This is a genomic window from Flavobacterium johnsoniae UW101 (assembly GCF_000016645.1).
Classification (GTDB): domain Bacteria; phylum Bacteroidota; class Bacteroidia; order Flavobacteriales; family Flavobacteriaceae; genus Flavobacterium; species Flavobacterium johnsoniae.
Genome location: NC_009441.1, coordinates 1,977,092 through 1,991,712 on the forward strand (window position 1 = coordinate 1,977,092; position 14,621 = coordinate 1,991,712).

At 33.1% G+C, this 14,621-nt stretch carries 13 protein-coding genes; 9 read left to right on the plus strand and 4 right to left on the minus strand.

Annotation, left to right across the window (positions count from 1 at the left end):
* Positions 1–11: 11 nt before the first annotated feature.
* From FJOH_RS08845 to serB, 6 genes are all read left to right on the plus strand, one after another.
* Complete coding sequence (locus FJOH_RS08845; RefSeq protein WP_012023783.1) at positions 12–425, plus strand: SRPBCC family protein; 414 nt, start codon at positions 12–14, stop codon at positions 423–425.
* Positions 426–443: 18 nt separating this feature from the next.
* A complete protein-coding gene (locus FJOH_RS08850; RefSeq protein ID WP_012023784.1) occupies positions 444–848 on the plus strand; it encodes an SRPBCC family protein in 405 nt (134 codons plus the stop codon).
* A gap of 92 nt (positions 849–940) precedes the next feature.
* Entirely contained in the window at positions 941–1,348 is a 408-nt protein-coding gene (locus FJOH_RS08855) for a VOC family protein (protein WP_012023785.1), read from the plus strand.
* Positions 1,349–1,350: 2 nt separating this feature from the next.
* Complete coding sequence (locus FJOH_RS08860) at positions 1,351–1,794, plus strand: SRPBCC family protein (protein ID WP_012023786.1); 444 nt, start codon at positions 1,351–1,353, stop codon at positions 1,792–1,794.
* 56 nt (positions 1,795–1,850) lie between these two features.
* Entirely contained in the window at positions 1,851–2,285 is a 435-nt protein-coding gene (locus tag FJOH_RS08865) for a VOC family protein (protein WP_012023787.1), read from the plus strand.
* Between the two features lie 157 nt (positions 2,286–2,442).
* A complete protein-coding gene (gene serB, locus FJOH_RS08870; RefSeq protein ID WP_012023788.1) occupies positions 2,443–3,675 on the plus strand; it encodes a phosphoserine phosphatase SerB in 1,233 nt (410 codons plus the stop codon).
* A 185-nt stretch (positions 3,676–3,860) separates the two neighbouring features.
* Here serB and FJOH_RS08875 read toward each other — a convergent pair whose 3' ends face one another.
* Positions 3,861–5,384 (minus strand): GH3 auxin-responsive promoter family protein, encoded by a 1,524-nt coding sequence (locus FJOH_RS08875; protein ID WP_012023789.1) that lies wholly within the window; start codon positions 5,382–5,384, stop codon positions 3,861–3,863.
* 246 nt (positions 5,385–5,630) lie between these two features.
* Between FJOH_RS08875 and FJOH_RS08880 the strand changes: the two genes are divergently transcribed.
* Entirely contained in the window at positions 5,631–6,425 is a 795-nt protein-coding gene (locus tag FJOH_RS08880) for a DUF2797 domain-containing protein (RefSeq protein ID WP_012023790.1), read from the plus strand.
* Between the two features lie 288 nt (positions 6,426–6,713).
* Complete coding sequence (locus FJOH_RS08885) at positions 6,714–7,751, plus strand: glycosyltransferase family 9 protein (RefSeq protein ID WP_012023791.1); 1,038 nt, start codon at positions 6,714–6,716, stop codon at positions 7,749–7,751.
* A 56-nt stretch (positions 7,752–7,807) separates the two neighbouring features.
* On the opposite strand, the gene FJOH_RS08890 is transcribed toward FJOH_RS08885, so the two are convergent.
* The 3 genes from FJOH_RS08890 to sppA form a co-directional block, all read right to left on the minus strand.
* On the minus strand, positions 7,808–10,411 hold the full coding sequence (locus FJOH_RS08890) for an AsmA-like C-terminal region-containing protein (RefSeq protein ID WP_012023792.1): 2,604 nt from the start codon (positions 10,409–10,411) through the stop codon (positions 7,808–7,810).
* A 166-nt stretch (positions 10,412–10,577) separates the two neighbouring features.
* Positions 10,578–11,525: an alpha/beta hydrolase gene (locus FJOH_RS08895; protein ID WP_012023793.1), complete on the minus strand. Its 948-nt coding sequence runs from the start codon at positions 11,523–11,525 to the stop codon at positions 10,578–10,580.
* A gap of 11 nt (positions 11,526–11,536) precedes the next feature.
* Positions 11,537–13,294, minus strand: coding sequence for a signal peptide peptidase SppA (gene sppA, locus FJOH_RS08900; protein WP_012023794.1), 1,758 nt, complete (start codon positions 13,292–13,294; stop codon positions 11,537–11,539).
* Between the two features lie 138 nt (positions 13,295–13,432).
* Between sppA and folK the strand changes: the two genes are divergently transcribed.
* Entirely contained in the window at positions 13,433–14,566 is a 1,134-nt protein-coding gene (gene folK / locus FJOH_RS08905; RefSeq protein WP_012023795.1) for a 2-amino-4-hydroxy-6-hydroxymethyldihydropteridine diphosphokinase, read from the plus strand.
* Positions 14,567–14,621 lie beyond the last annotated feature (55 nt).

Sequence of the window (14,621 nt, forward strand, 5' to 3'; positions counted from 1 at the left end):
AAAAAATAAAAATGATCACAGTTCAAAATACAATTGATGCACCTATAGATAAAGTATGGAATTTCTGGATTCTTCCGGAGCATATACAAAACTGGAATTATCCTTTTGATGAATGGCATACGCCTCATGCAGAAAATGATTTACAGGTAAACGGCAGGTTTAAGTATAAAATGGCGGCAAAAGATAAAAGCGAAAGCTTCGATTTTGAAGGTGAATATACAAAAGTTGAAAAATTTAAATTAATAGAATATAAGCTTTTGGACGATAGAACCGGAAGTGTTCTTTTTGAAAATTACGGAGACAAAGTGAAAATTACAGAAGTGTTTGAGCCGACAAAAAATGATTCTGAAAGCATGCAGAAAAATTGGTGTCAGGCTGTGATTGATAACTTTAAAAAATATGTTGAAAATAATAAAGAAGTGTAATTTTAAAAATAATAGATAATGATAACAGTACAAAATACAATCAATGCATCAATAAACAAAGTTTGGGATTTTTGGACCTTACCTGAACATATTACAAAATGGAGTTTTGCTTCTCCAGACTGGCATACGCCTTATGCCGAAAATGATATAAAACAAGGCGGAAAATTCAAATCGACTATGGCGGCTAAAGACGGAAGTATGAGCTTTGACTTTGAAGGCGAATATACTTTTGTTGAGCCAAACAAAACCATAAAATATGTTATGGCTGATGGAAGAAAAGTAGAAATTAATTTCAAAGAAACTTTAGAAGGGGTAGAAGTTACAGAAAGCTTCGACCCGGAAACTCAAAATCCCGAAGAAATGCAGCGTGGAGGCTGGCAGGCAATTCTGGATAACTTTAAAAGTTACGTCGAAAATAATTAATTCAATCCACGAAAGCAGTACCCTAACTTTAATAAACTTACCTCACTATATGCTTTAAAAATAATAATTATCTAACAAAAAACAAAAAAACAATGACAAAACAAATTTGGTTAAATCTGCCCGTAAAAAATGTGGCAAAAGCAAAAGATTTTTTCTGGAAAATTGGTTTCTCGTTTAATGAACAACACGATACACCAAGCTCGACCTGCATGGTGGTTGGCGAAAATCATTTTGTAGTAATGCTCTTTGAAGAAATTCTTTTTTCAGGTTTTTCTCAAAACGATGTTACGGATACAAAATTAAGTTCAGAGGTATTGATTTCTATTGATGCAGAAAGCAGAGAAGAAGTAGACGAACTGGCAAAAAAAGTTCAGGAAGCCGGCGGAAATGTTTTTGCTGAGCCAGCAGAAAGCCAAGGCTGGATGTACGGTTTTGGTTTTGCAGATTTAGATGGTCATCGTTGGAATGTTTTATTTATGGATTTTTCTAAACTGTCTTAATTATGGAAACTTTAGAATTTAAAATTAGAATTAAAGCTCCCGCTCAAAAAATATGGGAAGTTTTATGGGATGATGAAACATATAAAAAATGGACAAGTGTTTTTTGCGAAGGATCTCATACCATAAGCAGCTGGAACGAAGGAGATAAAATACATTTTATGTCACCAAATGGAGAAGGAATGTATAGTATAATTGAAACAAAAACTCCAAACGAGTATATGGCTTTTAAGCATATAGGCGAAATAAAAGATTTTAAAGAACTGCCTCTTGATGAAGAAACAAAAAAATGGAGCGGCGCAATGGAAACCTACAAATTAATTCCAGATGGCGAATATACAGATTTGATTGCTCGCACTGATTCTGTCGAAAAATTTGTTGATTATTTCAAAGATGTTTTTCCTAAAGGTCTGGAAGTTGTAAAACAATTATCAGAAGAAAAGGAATAGAAAAGAGAAGGCATTAACAATTTATAATTTACAATTAACAATTAACAAAAAATATCATGGCAGCAATTAATCCTTATTTAATGTTTAACGGAACCTGCGAAGAAGCATTTCTGTTTTACAAATCAGTTTTTGGAGGAGAATTTCCTTATATCGGAAAATATAAAGATGCACCGGCAGAAGAAGGAGAAAAGCTTTCAGAAGAAGCTTTAAACCGAATTATGCACGTTTCACTTCCAATTGGCAATACCATTTTAATGGGAAGTGACAGTCATCCAAGATATGGAGATGTTGGTTTTGGAGATAATTTTTCCATTTCGATTAATACAGAAAGTACAGATGAAGCTGACAGAATTTTCAACGGACTTTCTGCTGGAGGAAAAGTAGAAATGCCTATGAATAAAACTTTTTGGGGTGCTTATTTTGGAATGTTCAAAGACAAATTTGGAGTAAACTGGATGGTAAACTTCGATGAGAACCAACCAAACAAATAATAAAAAAGTTATGTTATTATAATAGAAGAGCATAATTGTTAAATTACTTAAAAAAGCGCATGAATATGCGCTTTTTCTTTGCAAAAAAAACAAGGATTATTCTTTTTTATCACCAAGAGATTGCCGATTTTTGTCGCTTTCAAATCAATAAGATAAAATGGCAGCAGAGGAAAATAAAGAAATTATTTTATTAAAAGTTTCTGGACACGATAAAATAGGGGTTACGGCAGGTTTAACAGCTGTATTGGCAGCTTACGATGCTAATATTTTAGATATTGGCCAAGCCGATATTCATGACACACTTTCTTTAGGTATCTTATTCGAAATTGCTGCAGGTTCTTCGTCTGCGCCGGTTTTAAAAGACTTATTATTTAAAGCCTATGAACTGGAAATTAAAGTTAAGTTTATTCCAATTTCTATAGAAGATTACGAAAAGTGGGTAAAATCGCAGTCTAAGCAGCGCTACATCATCAATATTTTAGGTGAAAAGCTGGCAGCGTCACAATTGGCAGCTGTTACTAAAATAATGTCAGATCAAAACCTAAATATCGACTCCATTATACGTTTAACCGGAAGAACTTCAATTGTCGAAAAAGAACAATATCCGCGTTCTTGTATTCAGTTGTCAGTGACAGGAGAAATTGTAAATAAAATTGTCATGACGGCAAGTTTTATGGAGATTTCAAGAACTTTAAATGTTGACATTTCTTTTCAGGAAGATAATATTTACAGAAGAAACCGCCGTTTGGTCTGCTTCGACATGGATTCAACTTTAATCCAAACTGAAGTTATCGACGAATTGGCAGAACTAAACGGAGTAGGCGATCAGGTTCGTGCGATAACAGAATCGGCTATGAATGGTGAAATTGATTTTAACGAAAGCTTTAAAAAACGTATGGCTTTGTTAGAAGGTTTAAGCGAAGAAGTGCTGCAAAATGTTGCCGTTAATTTACCAATAACACAAGGCGCACATCGTTTAATGAAAGCCTTGAAATACTACGGATATAAAACTGCAATCCTTTCAGGAGGTTTTACCTATTTTGGAGAATACCTTCAAAAAGAACTTGGAATTGATTATGTTCACGCTAATCAATTAGAAATTAAAGACGGTAAATTAACAGGTAAGTATCTGGGCGATATCGTAGACGGACAAAAGAAAGCCGAATTTTTAAAAGCAATTGCTGAAAAAGAAGGAATCCATATCAACCAGACTATTGCAGTTGGAGATGGTGCAAACGATTTACCAATGCTAAACCTAGCTGGTTTAGGAATCGCTTTCCATGCTAAACCAAAAGTTAAAGAAAGTGCTTCAACTTCAATCTCTAGTTTAGGACTTGACGGTGTTTTATATCTTTTAGGATATCACGACAGATATATCGATATGATGTAACCCAAATGTTACAATAGAATTTTTAATAAATCAATTGCCTCCTGCTTTAGCTGGAGGTATACGAGCTGGCAAGGCTAAGGCTTTAGCCAAATCACTCCGCATAAATTCGGCTAAAGCCTTAAGCAGATATTATAAACCCTTGGCTGAAGCCAAGGGCTATCGAAAGATCTTAATTCGATTTTTGTCTAACTTTTAACAGCAGACATCTCCTTCAACTGCTCCAAATAATCCCTTTGATTAGAAAGTCTCGGAATTTTATGCTGTCCGCCTAGTTTGTCTCTTTCTTTCAGCCAATCGTAGAATAAGTTTTCGCGCGCTACATTAATAACCAAAGGATTTAAAGTCATATTGTTGTAACGTTTTGCTTCATAATCAGAATTTAAAGTTTGCAGGGTTTCATCCAGAACTTTTTGGAAAAGACCAACATCAGCCGGTTTTTTCTTGAATTCTATCATCCATTCGTGAGCACCTTTTTCTTTGTCCTGCATAAAAATTGGAGCAACCGTGTAATCAATAACTTCGGTTTGGGTAATCTGGCAGGCTTTGGCAATGGCCTGATCTGTGTTTTCGACCATTAGTTCTTCGCCAAAAACATTTATATGATGTTTGGTTCTTCCGGTAACTCTAATTCTGTATGGATTTAATGACGTAAAACGAACCGTATCGCCAATTAAATAACGCCATAAACCAGAATTTGTGGTAATAACAATGGCGTAGTTTTTATTCAATTCAACATCGGCTAAACGAATTACTTTTTGATCTGGAGTTCCAAAAGTATCCATTGGAATAAATTCATAGAAAATTCCGTAATCCAGCATTAATAATAAATCGCTTGAATTGTTTAAATCCTGAATTGCAAAAAAGCCTTCAGAGGCATTATAAATTTCGTAATATCTAAAATCTTTGCTTGGTAAAATTTTCTTGTATTGTTCTTTGTATGGAGAAAAACTCACACCTCCGTGAAAATACACTTCTAGATTCGGCCAAAGTTCTAATAAACTTTGTTTTCCTGTGTTTTCAAGAACCTTATTCATTAAAACCAGCATCCAGGAAGGCACTCCGGCAAAACTGGTTACATTTTCATTTTTGGTTTCGTTAATAATTGCGGCAATTTTGGTTTCCCATTCGCTCATTAACGAAGTTTTACTGCTTGGCGTACTGCTGAATTCAGCCCAAATTGGCATGTTTTCAATCAAAATAGCCGATAAATCACCAAAGAAAGTATTGTTGTTTTCATAAATTTGAGAACTTCCGCCCAAGCGTAAGCTCTTTCCAAGAAATAACTCAGAATCTTCATTGTTATTCAAATACAAACAAAGTAAATCCTTGCTTCCTTTATAATGACAATCTTCAAGCGCTTCGTTGCTTACCGGAATAAATTTACTTTTGGCATTTGTAGTACCGCTCGATTTTGCAAACCATTTAATTGGTGATTCCCAAAAAACACCTTGTTCACCCTGACGCGTACGCTCGATCAAAGGCTGTAATTCTTCGTAACTTGCAATTGGAACTCTTTCTGCAAAAGTTTGATAAGAATTTATCGATTCAAAGTCATATTTTTTTCCAATAACCGTATTTTCAGATGCCAATAATAAATTATGCAATAGTTCTTCCTGAACTTCATTAGGATACTTTAAAAAAAGTTCAATTTGATGGATTCTTTGTTTTAGGACCCATGAAGCAAAAGAGTTTATTATAGATAAAGGCATGGACTATGGTATTGTTTTAGATGTTAGTTTTTGCCGTTGCAGGCAAAATCAGGAAACTTAAAATTTGAATATCGCAATACAAATATTAACTTTGCTGTTGTATCAAAAATAGTGTTTTTTGTAATAAAAACCGCTTCAATTGCACTAAGATTTTAATCCAAAAAATGATTTATCAAAAATAAATAGAATTAAAATCTTCAGCAGTAAATCTAAAATCGAACATCTAAAATCTACAATTTAAACCTAATGACATATCAAGGCGTACTTACCAAAATGCAGACTGAACTCGGAAACCCAATTCAGTATTATTTAGTTTTCGAGGATAGTTTTCTCAATGTTAACCAATTGTTAGACAAAGAAATTGAGATTAATTTTGCTGGTTTCGAATGTTTAAATTGTCATAAAAAGAAAAAAATATTCAGACAAGGCTTTTGTTATGATTGTTTTTATTCAAGTCCCGCTGTAGGCGATTGGATTATGAGACCTGAGTTAAGTACAGCACATTTAGGAATTGCAGATCGAGATCTGGAATACGAACAAAAAGCACAGTTACAGCCTCATGTTGTTTATCTGGCTTTGTCGAGCGAAGTAAAAGTTGGAGTTACGCGTAAGAGCCAGGTTCCAACAAGATGGATTGATCAGGGAGCAACACAGGCTATTGCTGTTGTTGAGGTGCCGAATCGTTATTTAGCAGGAATTACAGAGGTTGCACTGAAGGACCATTATGCTGATAAAACAAATTGGAGAAAAATGCTGCAGTGTAATACAGAAGGATGTGATTTGATCCTTGAAAAATCGAAAGTAGAAAACTTAATTCCGGCAGAAGTAAAAGAGTTTTTTTATGCCCAGAAAAATGATGTTTACGAATTAAATTACCCGGTTTTAAATTACCCGGCTAAAATTGCAAGTTTAAATTTAGATAAAACTCCTTCGTTTCAAGGTAAATTAGTTGGAATTAAAGGTCAGTATTTAATTTTTGAAAATGGAACTGTTTTTAATATCCGAGGTTCCGAAGGTTATGTTGTCAATATAAACGTCTAGTATTATCCGTCGTTTGTCTATCTATAATTAGTATTAGTATATTCGTTTTTAATATTTATCGAAATCATCGTATTTTTAGAATTTCTATGAATAAGTGTGTGAATTTTGAAAGATTTGATAACAATTATATAATAATTACTTATTCAAAGAAATTAATTTTAAAAATTAAAACAGCCTAGATTTGAAATTGTCTATCTAGGCTTTTTTTGATAAGACCAAATTCTTTAATCCTTAATTATTGTATAGATGAGTGTTTCAGGTAAAATAAATCATTTTAGGCGGGGCTTAATGCGTGGCTTGACTAAGAATATTGGAAAACCCAAAACAGAACGAGATATTATTTTGGTTGATAAAACTGAAATAAAACGAGTTTTAATCTGCAGACCCAACGGAAGACTTGGTAATCTTTTATTAATTACACCGCTCGTTCAGGAAGTAGAGGAAATGTTTCCAAATTGTAAAATTGATTTATTTGTAAAAGGTGGATTAGCGCCAATTATTTTCGAAAATTATCCAGTCCTTAATAAAACAATCCATCTGCCTAAAAAACCTTTTAAAAATTTAATCGAATATATTAAGGTTTGGATTTCGATTACAAGTGAGCCTTACGACATGGCAATAAATGTCGACCAAAATTCTTCTTCTGGAAGATTAGCTGTAAAATTCTCAAGAGCAAGATATAAATTTTACGGAGATCTTGATGGTGAATTATCAGAACCTAAAAATGATTATGACCATATAGCTAAATATCCAGTTTATAACTTTCGTACTTATTTAACCAAACTTGGACTTCCAAAAAGAAATAAGATAATAGAATCTTTAGATCTTAAACTTAATGTTGCAGAAATTGCTAACGGAAAGAAAATTTTAGATCACATAATTGATCCTTCTAAACGAACAATTTGTTTGTTTACTTATGCTACCGGAGCAAAATGTTTTTCTGAAGAATGGTGGGAGAGTTTTTATTCTAAACTAAAAGCCGAATATAAAAATTATAATATCATCGAAATATTACCAATTGAGAATGTTTCTCAAATTGGATTTCAGGCTCCAACATATTACAGTAAAGATATTCGTGAAATGGGGTCAGTGCTGGCAAATGTAGATTTGTTTATTGGTGCAGACAGTGGTATTATGCACCTGGCGAGTTCTGTTCAAACGCCTACGATTGGTTTGTTCTCTGTTTCAGAATTAAAAAAATATGAACCTTATGACAGCGGCAGTGTAGGAATAGATACAAAAGAATGCTTACAGCCGGAATATTTCAAAATTATTAATTCAATTTTAGAAAACGGAAAATTAAGAGTATATCCTAAAGCAGTATAAAAAATAGCAGTATAAAAAAAGAGGCCAATCATTACGATTGGCCTTTATTTTTATAATTAGTTTTTCTTCTTGAAAAGTCCGTTTATTAAATCAGTTGCTTTTTTAGTAGTTTCCTGAGCTTTTTGTTCTTTTTCAGTTTTTGCTGCCTGCGTTGTATCTTTCGCTTTTGTGTTTTTGTTTATCAAATCAGTTAAAGCTGCTGCTCCTTTTTGAGTCAGTTTTTCTTTTTGTTGATTTGCCACTTGCGAAGCTAAACTTGTAACTGCACTTTTCATATCTGTCGTAATCTTTGGATTTGAAAAGTTTCCTCCAATAATAGCATTAATTGGAATGTTTTCCAGTTTTGCCGCATCTGCAGGAGACATTTTTGCGATAAGAGCATTTGCCTCGCTTCCTAAATATTTAGCAGGAACATCCAGTTTTAAGTTGTAGTTCATCGTTTGGTCAAAACCATGAGTTCCGCCAACCGTTACTTTAATGTCTTGGTATTTAATGTCGAAAGGTTTTACATTTACTTTTCCGTCATCAAAAGTCAGAGCCATTTTTAAATCATTTAAATTCAGTTTGCTTGCATCAAGGAATTTGATGTTTGAAGTTAAAGAATTTAATACTGTAGAATTTTTAGGATTAACAGTTGTAGAAAGTAATTGGCCTAATAAATCTCCAGAAATTGATTTTAAATCAGGAGTTAACTCTTTTGCATCTAAATTTCCGTTTAATTTAATAGTCGAATTTAATTTACCATTGATAATTCCGGCAATTGGTGCAATTTTTTTCATCATGTCCAATTGCGTAAATGTCTGCGCAATATCAACCTGATTGAAACCTAAGTTCATATCAAATGTAGGCACTTTTGATTTAGTCGAAACAGCTCCCGTTAAACCAATTGTTCCGCCAAAGATTGACGTTTTAAAGTTTTCAAGCAATGCTTTTTCATCTTTAATAATCAATTTTCCGGAAACATCTTTAAGTTTCAGGTTGTCATATAAAACAGTTGTTGCTTTTGCATTTAAAGTACAGTTTAAGAAAGCTGGAATTTTCATTGCCTCAGCTGGTTTTGCAGGAGTTTTTTCTTCTGCTTTTGCCGGTTCTCCAGAAGTCATAAAATCATCAACAGCCAATTGATTAGAACTCATATTGAAGTTTCCTTTCAATTCTTGTTTTTTAAACATAAAACCATAGAAATTTTCTAAAACTCCGTTTATAGCAATATCACTTTTCCCAGTTGTAGCATTAAACTGTTTTAAGTTAATGGTACTTGGGTTAAACTCAACTAAAGCCGTGCTGATATTCATAGATTTATTGTTTTCATCAGTATATTTAAATCCTGACAAACTCATAGTTCCGGCATTTTTGATGTTTTGATACTGGCTTTTTTCAACAGAAGCCATATCAAAATTAGTTGTAACATCAGCTTTTAAAATACCTGCTAAAGGTTTATCCATTTTAATTGGATATGCTTTAGAAAGATTTGCTAAGTTAATCGTTCCTTTTAATGCAGCATCTACAAGCGGGTTAACTGTAATGTTTCTAACATTTGCTTTAGCACTGAAAACATCCTGATCGATTTTAAAAGACAGCTTGTCTAAGTTTACGTAAGTGTCATTTAAAATTCCGGTTTCGTTGATAATTTTAGTATCAATTACAATATTCTGAACTGATTTTGGTAAGTTCGGATATTGGAATGAAGCATTGTTTGAAGCAATCGCAATGTTAAATGCAGGAACTGTAGTATCTGTTAGTTTTCCTTTTGCAAAACCTACAACAGTAAATTCTCCGGTTGTTTTAACACCGTCAAGACTTGAAGCATAAGCCGAAGGGATTAATCCTAAGAAATTGGTAAACGACGAAGTCGGCGTTTTAAATTTCAAGTCATAAATCTGGCCTTCTTTAACCATTTGAATAAAACCGTCAAATTCTAACGGCAATTGATTAATTAAAGCTTTATTTTCTTTAAAAGTATATTTACTTTGGTCTAAATCAATTCCTAAAATCGCATCTAAAGTCAATTTTATATTTTTCATATAATTAACTTTATCCATATCTAATGATACGTTAGCTGTAGTTTTTGTATCTAAATCCAGTTTTGAATTGGTAAAATCTCCAGTTCCTTCGTGATTTAAGCTATCAATAACCATTTTGATTTTTGAACCCTGATCGATATATCTAAAAGTAAAGTTCTCGATTTTGTAATTCTGAATCTTCAAAGAAAGCGGACTGCTTTTGTCGTCCTTTTTGTCATCTTCTTTTTTATCTTTTAAGGCAATATCAAAATTTCCAACACCGTCTTTATTAAAGATAATGTTGATTAAACCATTTTCAGAAGTAATTCCCTGAATGTTTAAAGGCTCATCTTTTCCTTTAAAAAGCTCTTTGATGCTCATTTTAAGATTCAATTCTCCTAATGAAACCAAAGTATCACCTTCAAAAGGCGCTTTGTTGATAATTACCAATTTCTCGATTCCTACTGCTGCATTTGGAAAGTTTTTAAATAAACTTAAATCAGCATCAGCAAAGCTGACTTTAGCGTCAACACTTTCGTTGATAGCATCGGCAATTTTCGCCTTAATTTGATCTTTAAACAAGAACGGAATGGCAAATAATGCGGCCACAAAAACCACAAGGACAATGGCGGTTACTTTTAAAATTTTCTTTAACATATTTATAGATTTGAGGTTTAATTTTGAAAATTGACTCTTGCAAAAATAGTTTTTTTATTGAACTACAGAGATAAATTTTTCTTAATTATGTAAGAAAAATATGCTAATTAAAATAAAAAATCCGTTTGATATATTTCAAACGGATTTAGAGTATTTTTTGTTGTAACTATTTCTTTATAAATGAAACAATCTTGTTTACCATTGTTTCAGAAACAGGAAGGTTTTCATTATTATAACTGGCCATATTAGCCTGTTTATCACCGTCAATAATTTTTAAAACATGGTTCATTTTATCAATAATAACCAATTCAGCATTTTTATTGGCCTGAGATAGATTTTCGGCGTCTTTAACTGAAACCTGTAAATCATTATTTCCCTGAATTATTAAAACCGGAACAGTCAGTTTCTTAATTTCGATTTGCGGATCGTATTTAAACCAGGAAATCAAATAGGGCTGAATACTGGCTCTGAAAAGTGAATTTAAAAGCGGATCGACTTTGTTTACCTTATTTCCGGCCTTCAGACTGTCAATAATAGGAAACGTCATGTCTTCAACTTGTTTATTCGATTTAGAAGAAATCTGTGATTTTAAAAGTTTATCAGCAGATTCTCCGGCTCCGGCAATCGAAATAAATTTATTTGCTTTTGCACCCGCAATCATTCCAATTAAAGAACCTTCGCTGTGGCCAATAACCGTTAGCTGTGTAAAACGTTTATCTTGTTTTAAAAAATTAATCCAGCTTTTGGCATCTTCGGTATAATTTTCAAAAACCAGACTCGATTCTGTTACCGCCGATGCTTTGCTTTCACCGATTCCTCTTTTATCAAATCGTAAAGAAGCAATTCCGTTTTTAGCCAGCGCTTCGGCCAGCATTTTTAAGGAATTGTTTTTCATCATCGGATTATTTCCGTTTCTGTCTGTTGGCCCTGAACCTGCAATTATTAAAGCAACCGGACATTTCTTTACATCGTCTGGAACAGTAAGTGTACCATAAAGCTGATCGATGTTGATTTTTAAAGTAACATTTGTTTCTTTAAAAGTATCTTGTTTTGTGTTTTGAGCATTTAAAATGGTCAAAAACAGAAAAGCAGTAAACAGAAATATCTTTTTCATTTTAATTGGAATTATTTAATGTTTATTCCGAAAGGCATCATTGCCTGAACTCCTTTTTGTTTTTGAAATCTTTTTACTTGTTCAATAAGTAAATAATTCTCTTCGCCGATTTCTTCTTTAATAAAAGCTTCTTTAGATTGAGCAAAAGGAAGATTAGCCATTAAATCGCTGAATTTTTTTTCATACTCAGGATAATTCTGTGTGCTGTAATCTTTGATTTTTGCAATTTTAGCAGCCTCGGCAATAGCATCATTTAAACCGCCTATTTTATCTACTAATCCAATTTTTACAGCTTCTGTTCCAGACCAAACTCTTCCTTGTGCAATAGAATCTACTTGGGCAAAAGTCATTTTTCTGCCTTCGGCAACATGCGTCACAAAAGTTTTGTAGATCTGCTCAACACCTTCAAGTGTAAAAGCTTTGAACTTTTCGTCAACAGGAACAAACGGACTGTAGTTTGCTGAGTTTTCGTGTGTTTTTACCTGTTCTGTATTAATTCCTAATTTGTTTGCCAGAGGCGTAAAGTTTGGCAGTACGCCAAAAACCCCGATAGAGCCTGTAATAGTGTTGCTTTCTGCGAAAATTTTATCAGCATTGCAGGCAATATAATAACCTCCGGAAGCTGCATAATTTCCCATTGATACTACAACTGGTTTTACTTTTTTGGTAATTTCAATTTCTCTCCAGATTAAATCAGAAGTTAAAGCGCTTCCGCCCGGGCTGTCAATTCTTAAAACGATAGCTTTTACATCTTCATTTTTTCTTGCTTCCTGCAGCGAACGGCGCATTGAACCTTCGCCAATTACATTTACATCACCTTCGCCGCCGGCAATTTCGCCCTGAGCGTAAATAATAGCAATTTGATCATCAGCAATATTGGTTAATGCTGTGTTCATATTATTTTGAGTATAATCTAAAATTGAGATTTTGTTATAATCGTCATCGCCTTTTACTTTCAAAGCTTTTTTGATGGCGTTGTGATAAACATCTTCATAAGCTACAATGTCAACCAAATGCTGTGCTTTTGCCATTTCCGGAGTTCTCGCTAATAACCCGTTTGCAATTTCATTTAATTTATCAACCGGAATATTTCTGCTTTTTGAAATGTCGCTGCAAACTGTTGACCAAATAGAGTTTAAAAGTGCTGTAACTTGTTCTCTGTTGGCATCGCTCATTTTGTTTTCTAAAAAGGGTTCAACGGCACTTTTGTACTTTCCGTGACGAATTACTTCCATGTGAATGCCTGATTTTTCCTGAAAATCTTTGAAGAACATCACTTCAGACGAAAGTCCTTTAAAATCTAAATCTCCCGCCGGATTCAAATAAATGGTATTGGCAACCGAGTTTAGATAGTATTCTTTCTGTGAATAAGTATTGGCGTAAGCCCAGACAAATTTTCCTGATTTTTTGAAGCTTTCAAGAGCATTTCTTAAATCTTTGTACTGTGCAAGTCCTAATGAAGACTGATCGTTTAAGATTGAAATTCCTTTAATGTTGCTGTCTGTTTTTGCCGCTTCGATGGCATTAATTACATCAGTTAAGCCAACTCCTTTTTTATCTGAAAAAACAGTTACCCACGGATCTTTGTATTTTCCGGCATAATCATTATTAATTTGTTTTAAGTCTAATTCGATGACAGAATCATTTTTAACCGAGACTTTATCGTCTCCGCCAAAGATGGCTCCAATTAGGATTACTCCAAAAAAGAAGATCATAATAAATACAAAAATACCAATAATTGTGGCAAGTACATTTCCTAAAAACTTCATAAGTATATATTTTTTAAATAAGTAGCATAAAAGGGTTAATTGTTACAAATTTTACACATAAATTTAAATTGGTTCTATGTGCCGTTTCACAAATATATTGGTTAATTCTAAAATAGTTTTAGTTAATTTGCATTAATTATGAAATCACAGCATCAAGTCGTTTTATCCATAGGCAGCAATCAGGGAAACAGGTTAGAAAACATCAAAAGTTGTATCAATTTGATACATCAGGAAGTGGGAACTGTTATCAGGGTTTCGAAGTTGTATGAAACGCCTGCCTGGGGTTTTGAAAGTGATGCTTTTTACAATTGTGCCTTGCTTTTGCATACTACTTCATCAGCACAAAAAATATTAAGCCAGGTTTTAAAAGTCGAAAAACAGTTAGGAAGAATCAGGTTGAATCAGGAAGGATATCAATCCCGAATTATTGATGTTGATGTAATTGTTTTTGATGATGAAATTATTGAAACCGAAAAACTTCACATTCCGCACCCTTTGATGCAGAATAGAAATTTTGTTTTACTGCCAATGCAGGATTTAAAGTTAGACTGGAAACATCCCGTATTTCAAAAAACGATTTCAGAGTTAATCTCAGTTTCACCGGATGACAGTGTTTGCACTGTTGTTCAGGATTTGAAATGTCCTTTAAATGAAATTCCGCTTCAAAAGTTCAATTATATTGCTTTTGAAGGAAATATTGGTGCCGGAAAAACTACTTTGGTTCACAAAATTGCAGAGGATTTTAATGCAAAAACAGTTTTAGAACGTTTTGCAGATAATCCGTTTCTGCCCAAGTTTTACAAAGATCAGAATCGATACGCATTTCCGCTCGAAATGTCTTTTTTAGCCGATCGTTATCAGCAGTTATCTGATGATTTAGCTCAGTTTGATTTGTTTAAAGATTTCATTGTAGCCGATTATCATATTTTTAAATCACTGATTTTTGCCAAAATCACTTTACAGGAAGATGAATATCGTTTGTACCGAAATCTATTCGATATTATTTACAAGGAGATGCCTAAACCTGATTTGTATATTTACTTATATCAAAATACAGATCGATTACTTCAAAATATTAAAAAACGAGGCAGAACGTATGAGCAGAATATTGAAGCCCAATATCTGGATAAAATCAACAATGGTTATTTGGAATATATAAAATCTCAAAAAGATTTAAATGTTCTGATTATCGACGTTTCTGATCGCGATTTTGTAAAAAAACAAGAAGATTATCTTTTTGTATTAAATGAAATTCAGAAGAAGCTCAATTAGATAATTAGAAAATGCGTCAATGAGATATTTATTTTAATTTTCTAATTGGCAGATT

Excerpts from the sequence above, each read along its gene's own strand:
- FJOH_RS08845 (WP_012023783.1), top strand. The coding sequence starts at position 12 with ATGATCACAGTTCAAAATACAATTGATGCACCTATAGATAAAGTATGG.
- FJOH_RS08850 (WP_012023784.1), top strand. The coding sequence starts at position 444 with ATGATAACAGTACAAAATACAATCAATGCATCAATAAACAAAGTTTGG.
- FJOH_RS08855 (WP_012023785.1), top strand. The coding sequence starts at position 941 with ATGACAAAACAAATTTGGTTAAATCTGCCCGTAAAAAATGTGGCAAAA.
- FJOH_RS08860 (WP_012023786.1), top strand. The coding sequence starts at position 1,351 with ATGGAAACTTTAGAATTTAAAATTAGAATTAAAGCTCCCGCTCAAAAA.
- FJOH_RS08865 (WP_012023787.1), top strand. The coding sequence starts at position 1,851 with ATGGCAGCAATTAATCCTTATTTAATGTTTAACGGAACCTGCGAAGAA.
- serB (WP_012023788.1), top strand. The coding sequence starts at position 2,443 with ATGGCAGCAGAGGAAAATAAAGAAATTATTTTATTAAAAGTTTCTGGA.
- FJOH_RS08875 (WP_012023789.1), bottom strand. The coding sequence starts at position 5,384 with ATGCCTTTATCTATAATAAACTCTTTTGCTTCATGGGTCCTAAAACAA.
- FJOH_RS08880 (WP_012023790.1), top strand. The coding sequence starts at position 5,631 with ATGACATATCAAGGCGTACTTACCAAAATGCAGACTGAACTCGGAAAC.
- FJOH_RS08885 (WP_012023791.1), top strand. The coding sequence starts at position 6,714 with ATGCGTGGCTTGACTAAGAATATTGGAAAACCCAAAACAGAACGAGAT.
- FJOH_RS08890 (WP_012023792.1), bottom strand. The coding sequence starts at position 10,411 with ATGTTAAAGAAAATTTTAAAAGTAACCGCCATTGTCCTTGTGGTTTTT.
- FJOH_RS08895 (WP_012023793.1), bottom strand. The coding sequence starts at position 11,525 with ATGAAAAAGATATTTCTGTTTACTGCTTTTCTGTTTTTGACCATTTTA.
- sppA (WP_012023794.1), bottom strand. The coding sequence starts at position 13,294 with ATGAAGTTTTTAGGAAATGTACTTGCCACAATTATTGGTATTTTTGTA.
- folK (WP_012023795.1), top strand. The coding sequence starts at position 13,433 with ATGAAATCACAGCATCAAGTCGTTTTATCCATAGGCAGCAATCAGGGA.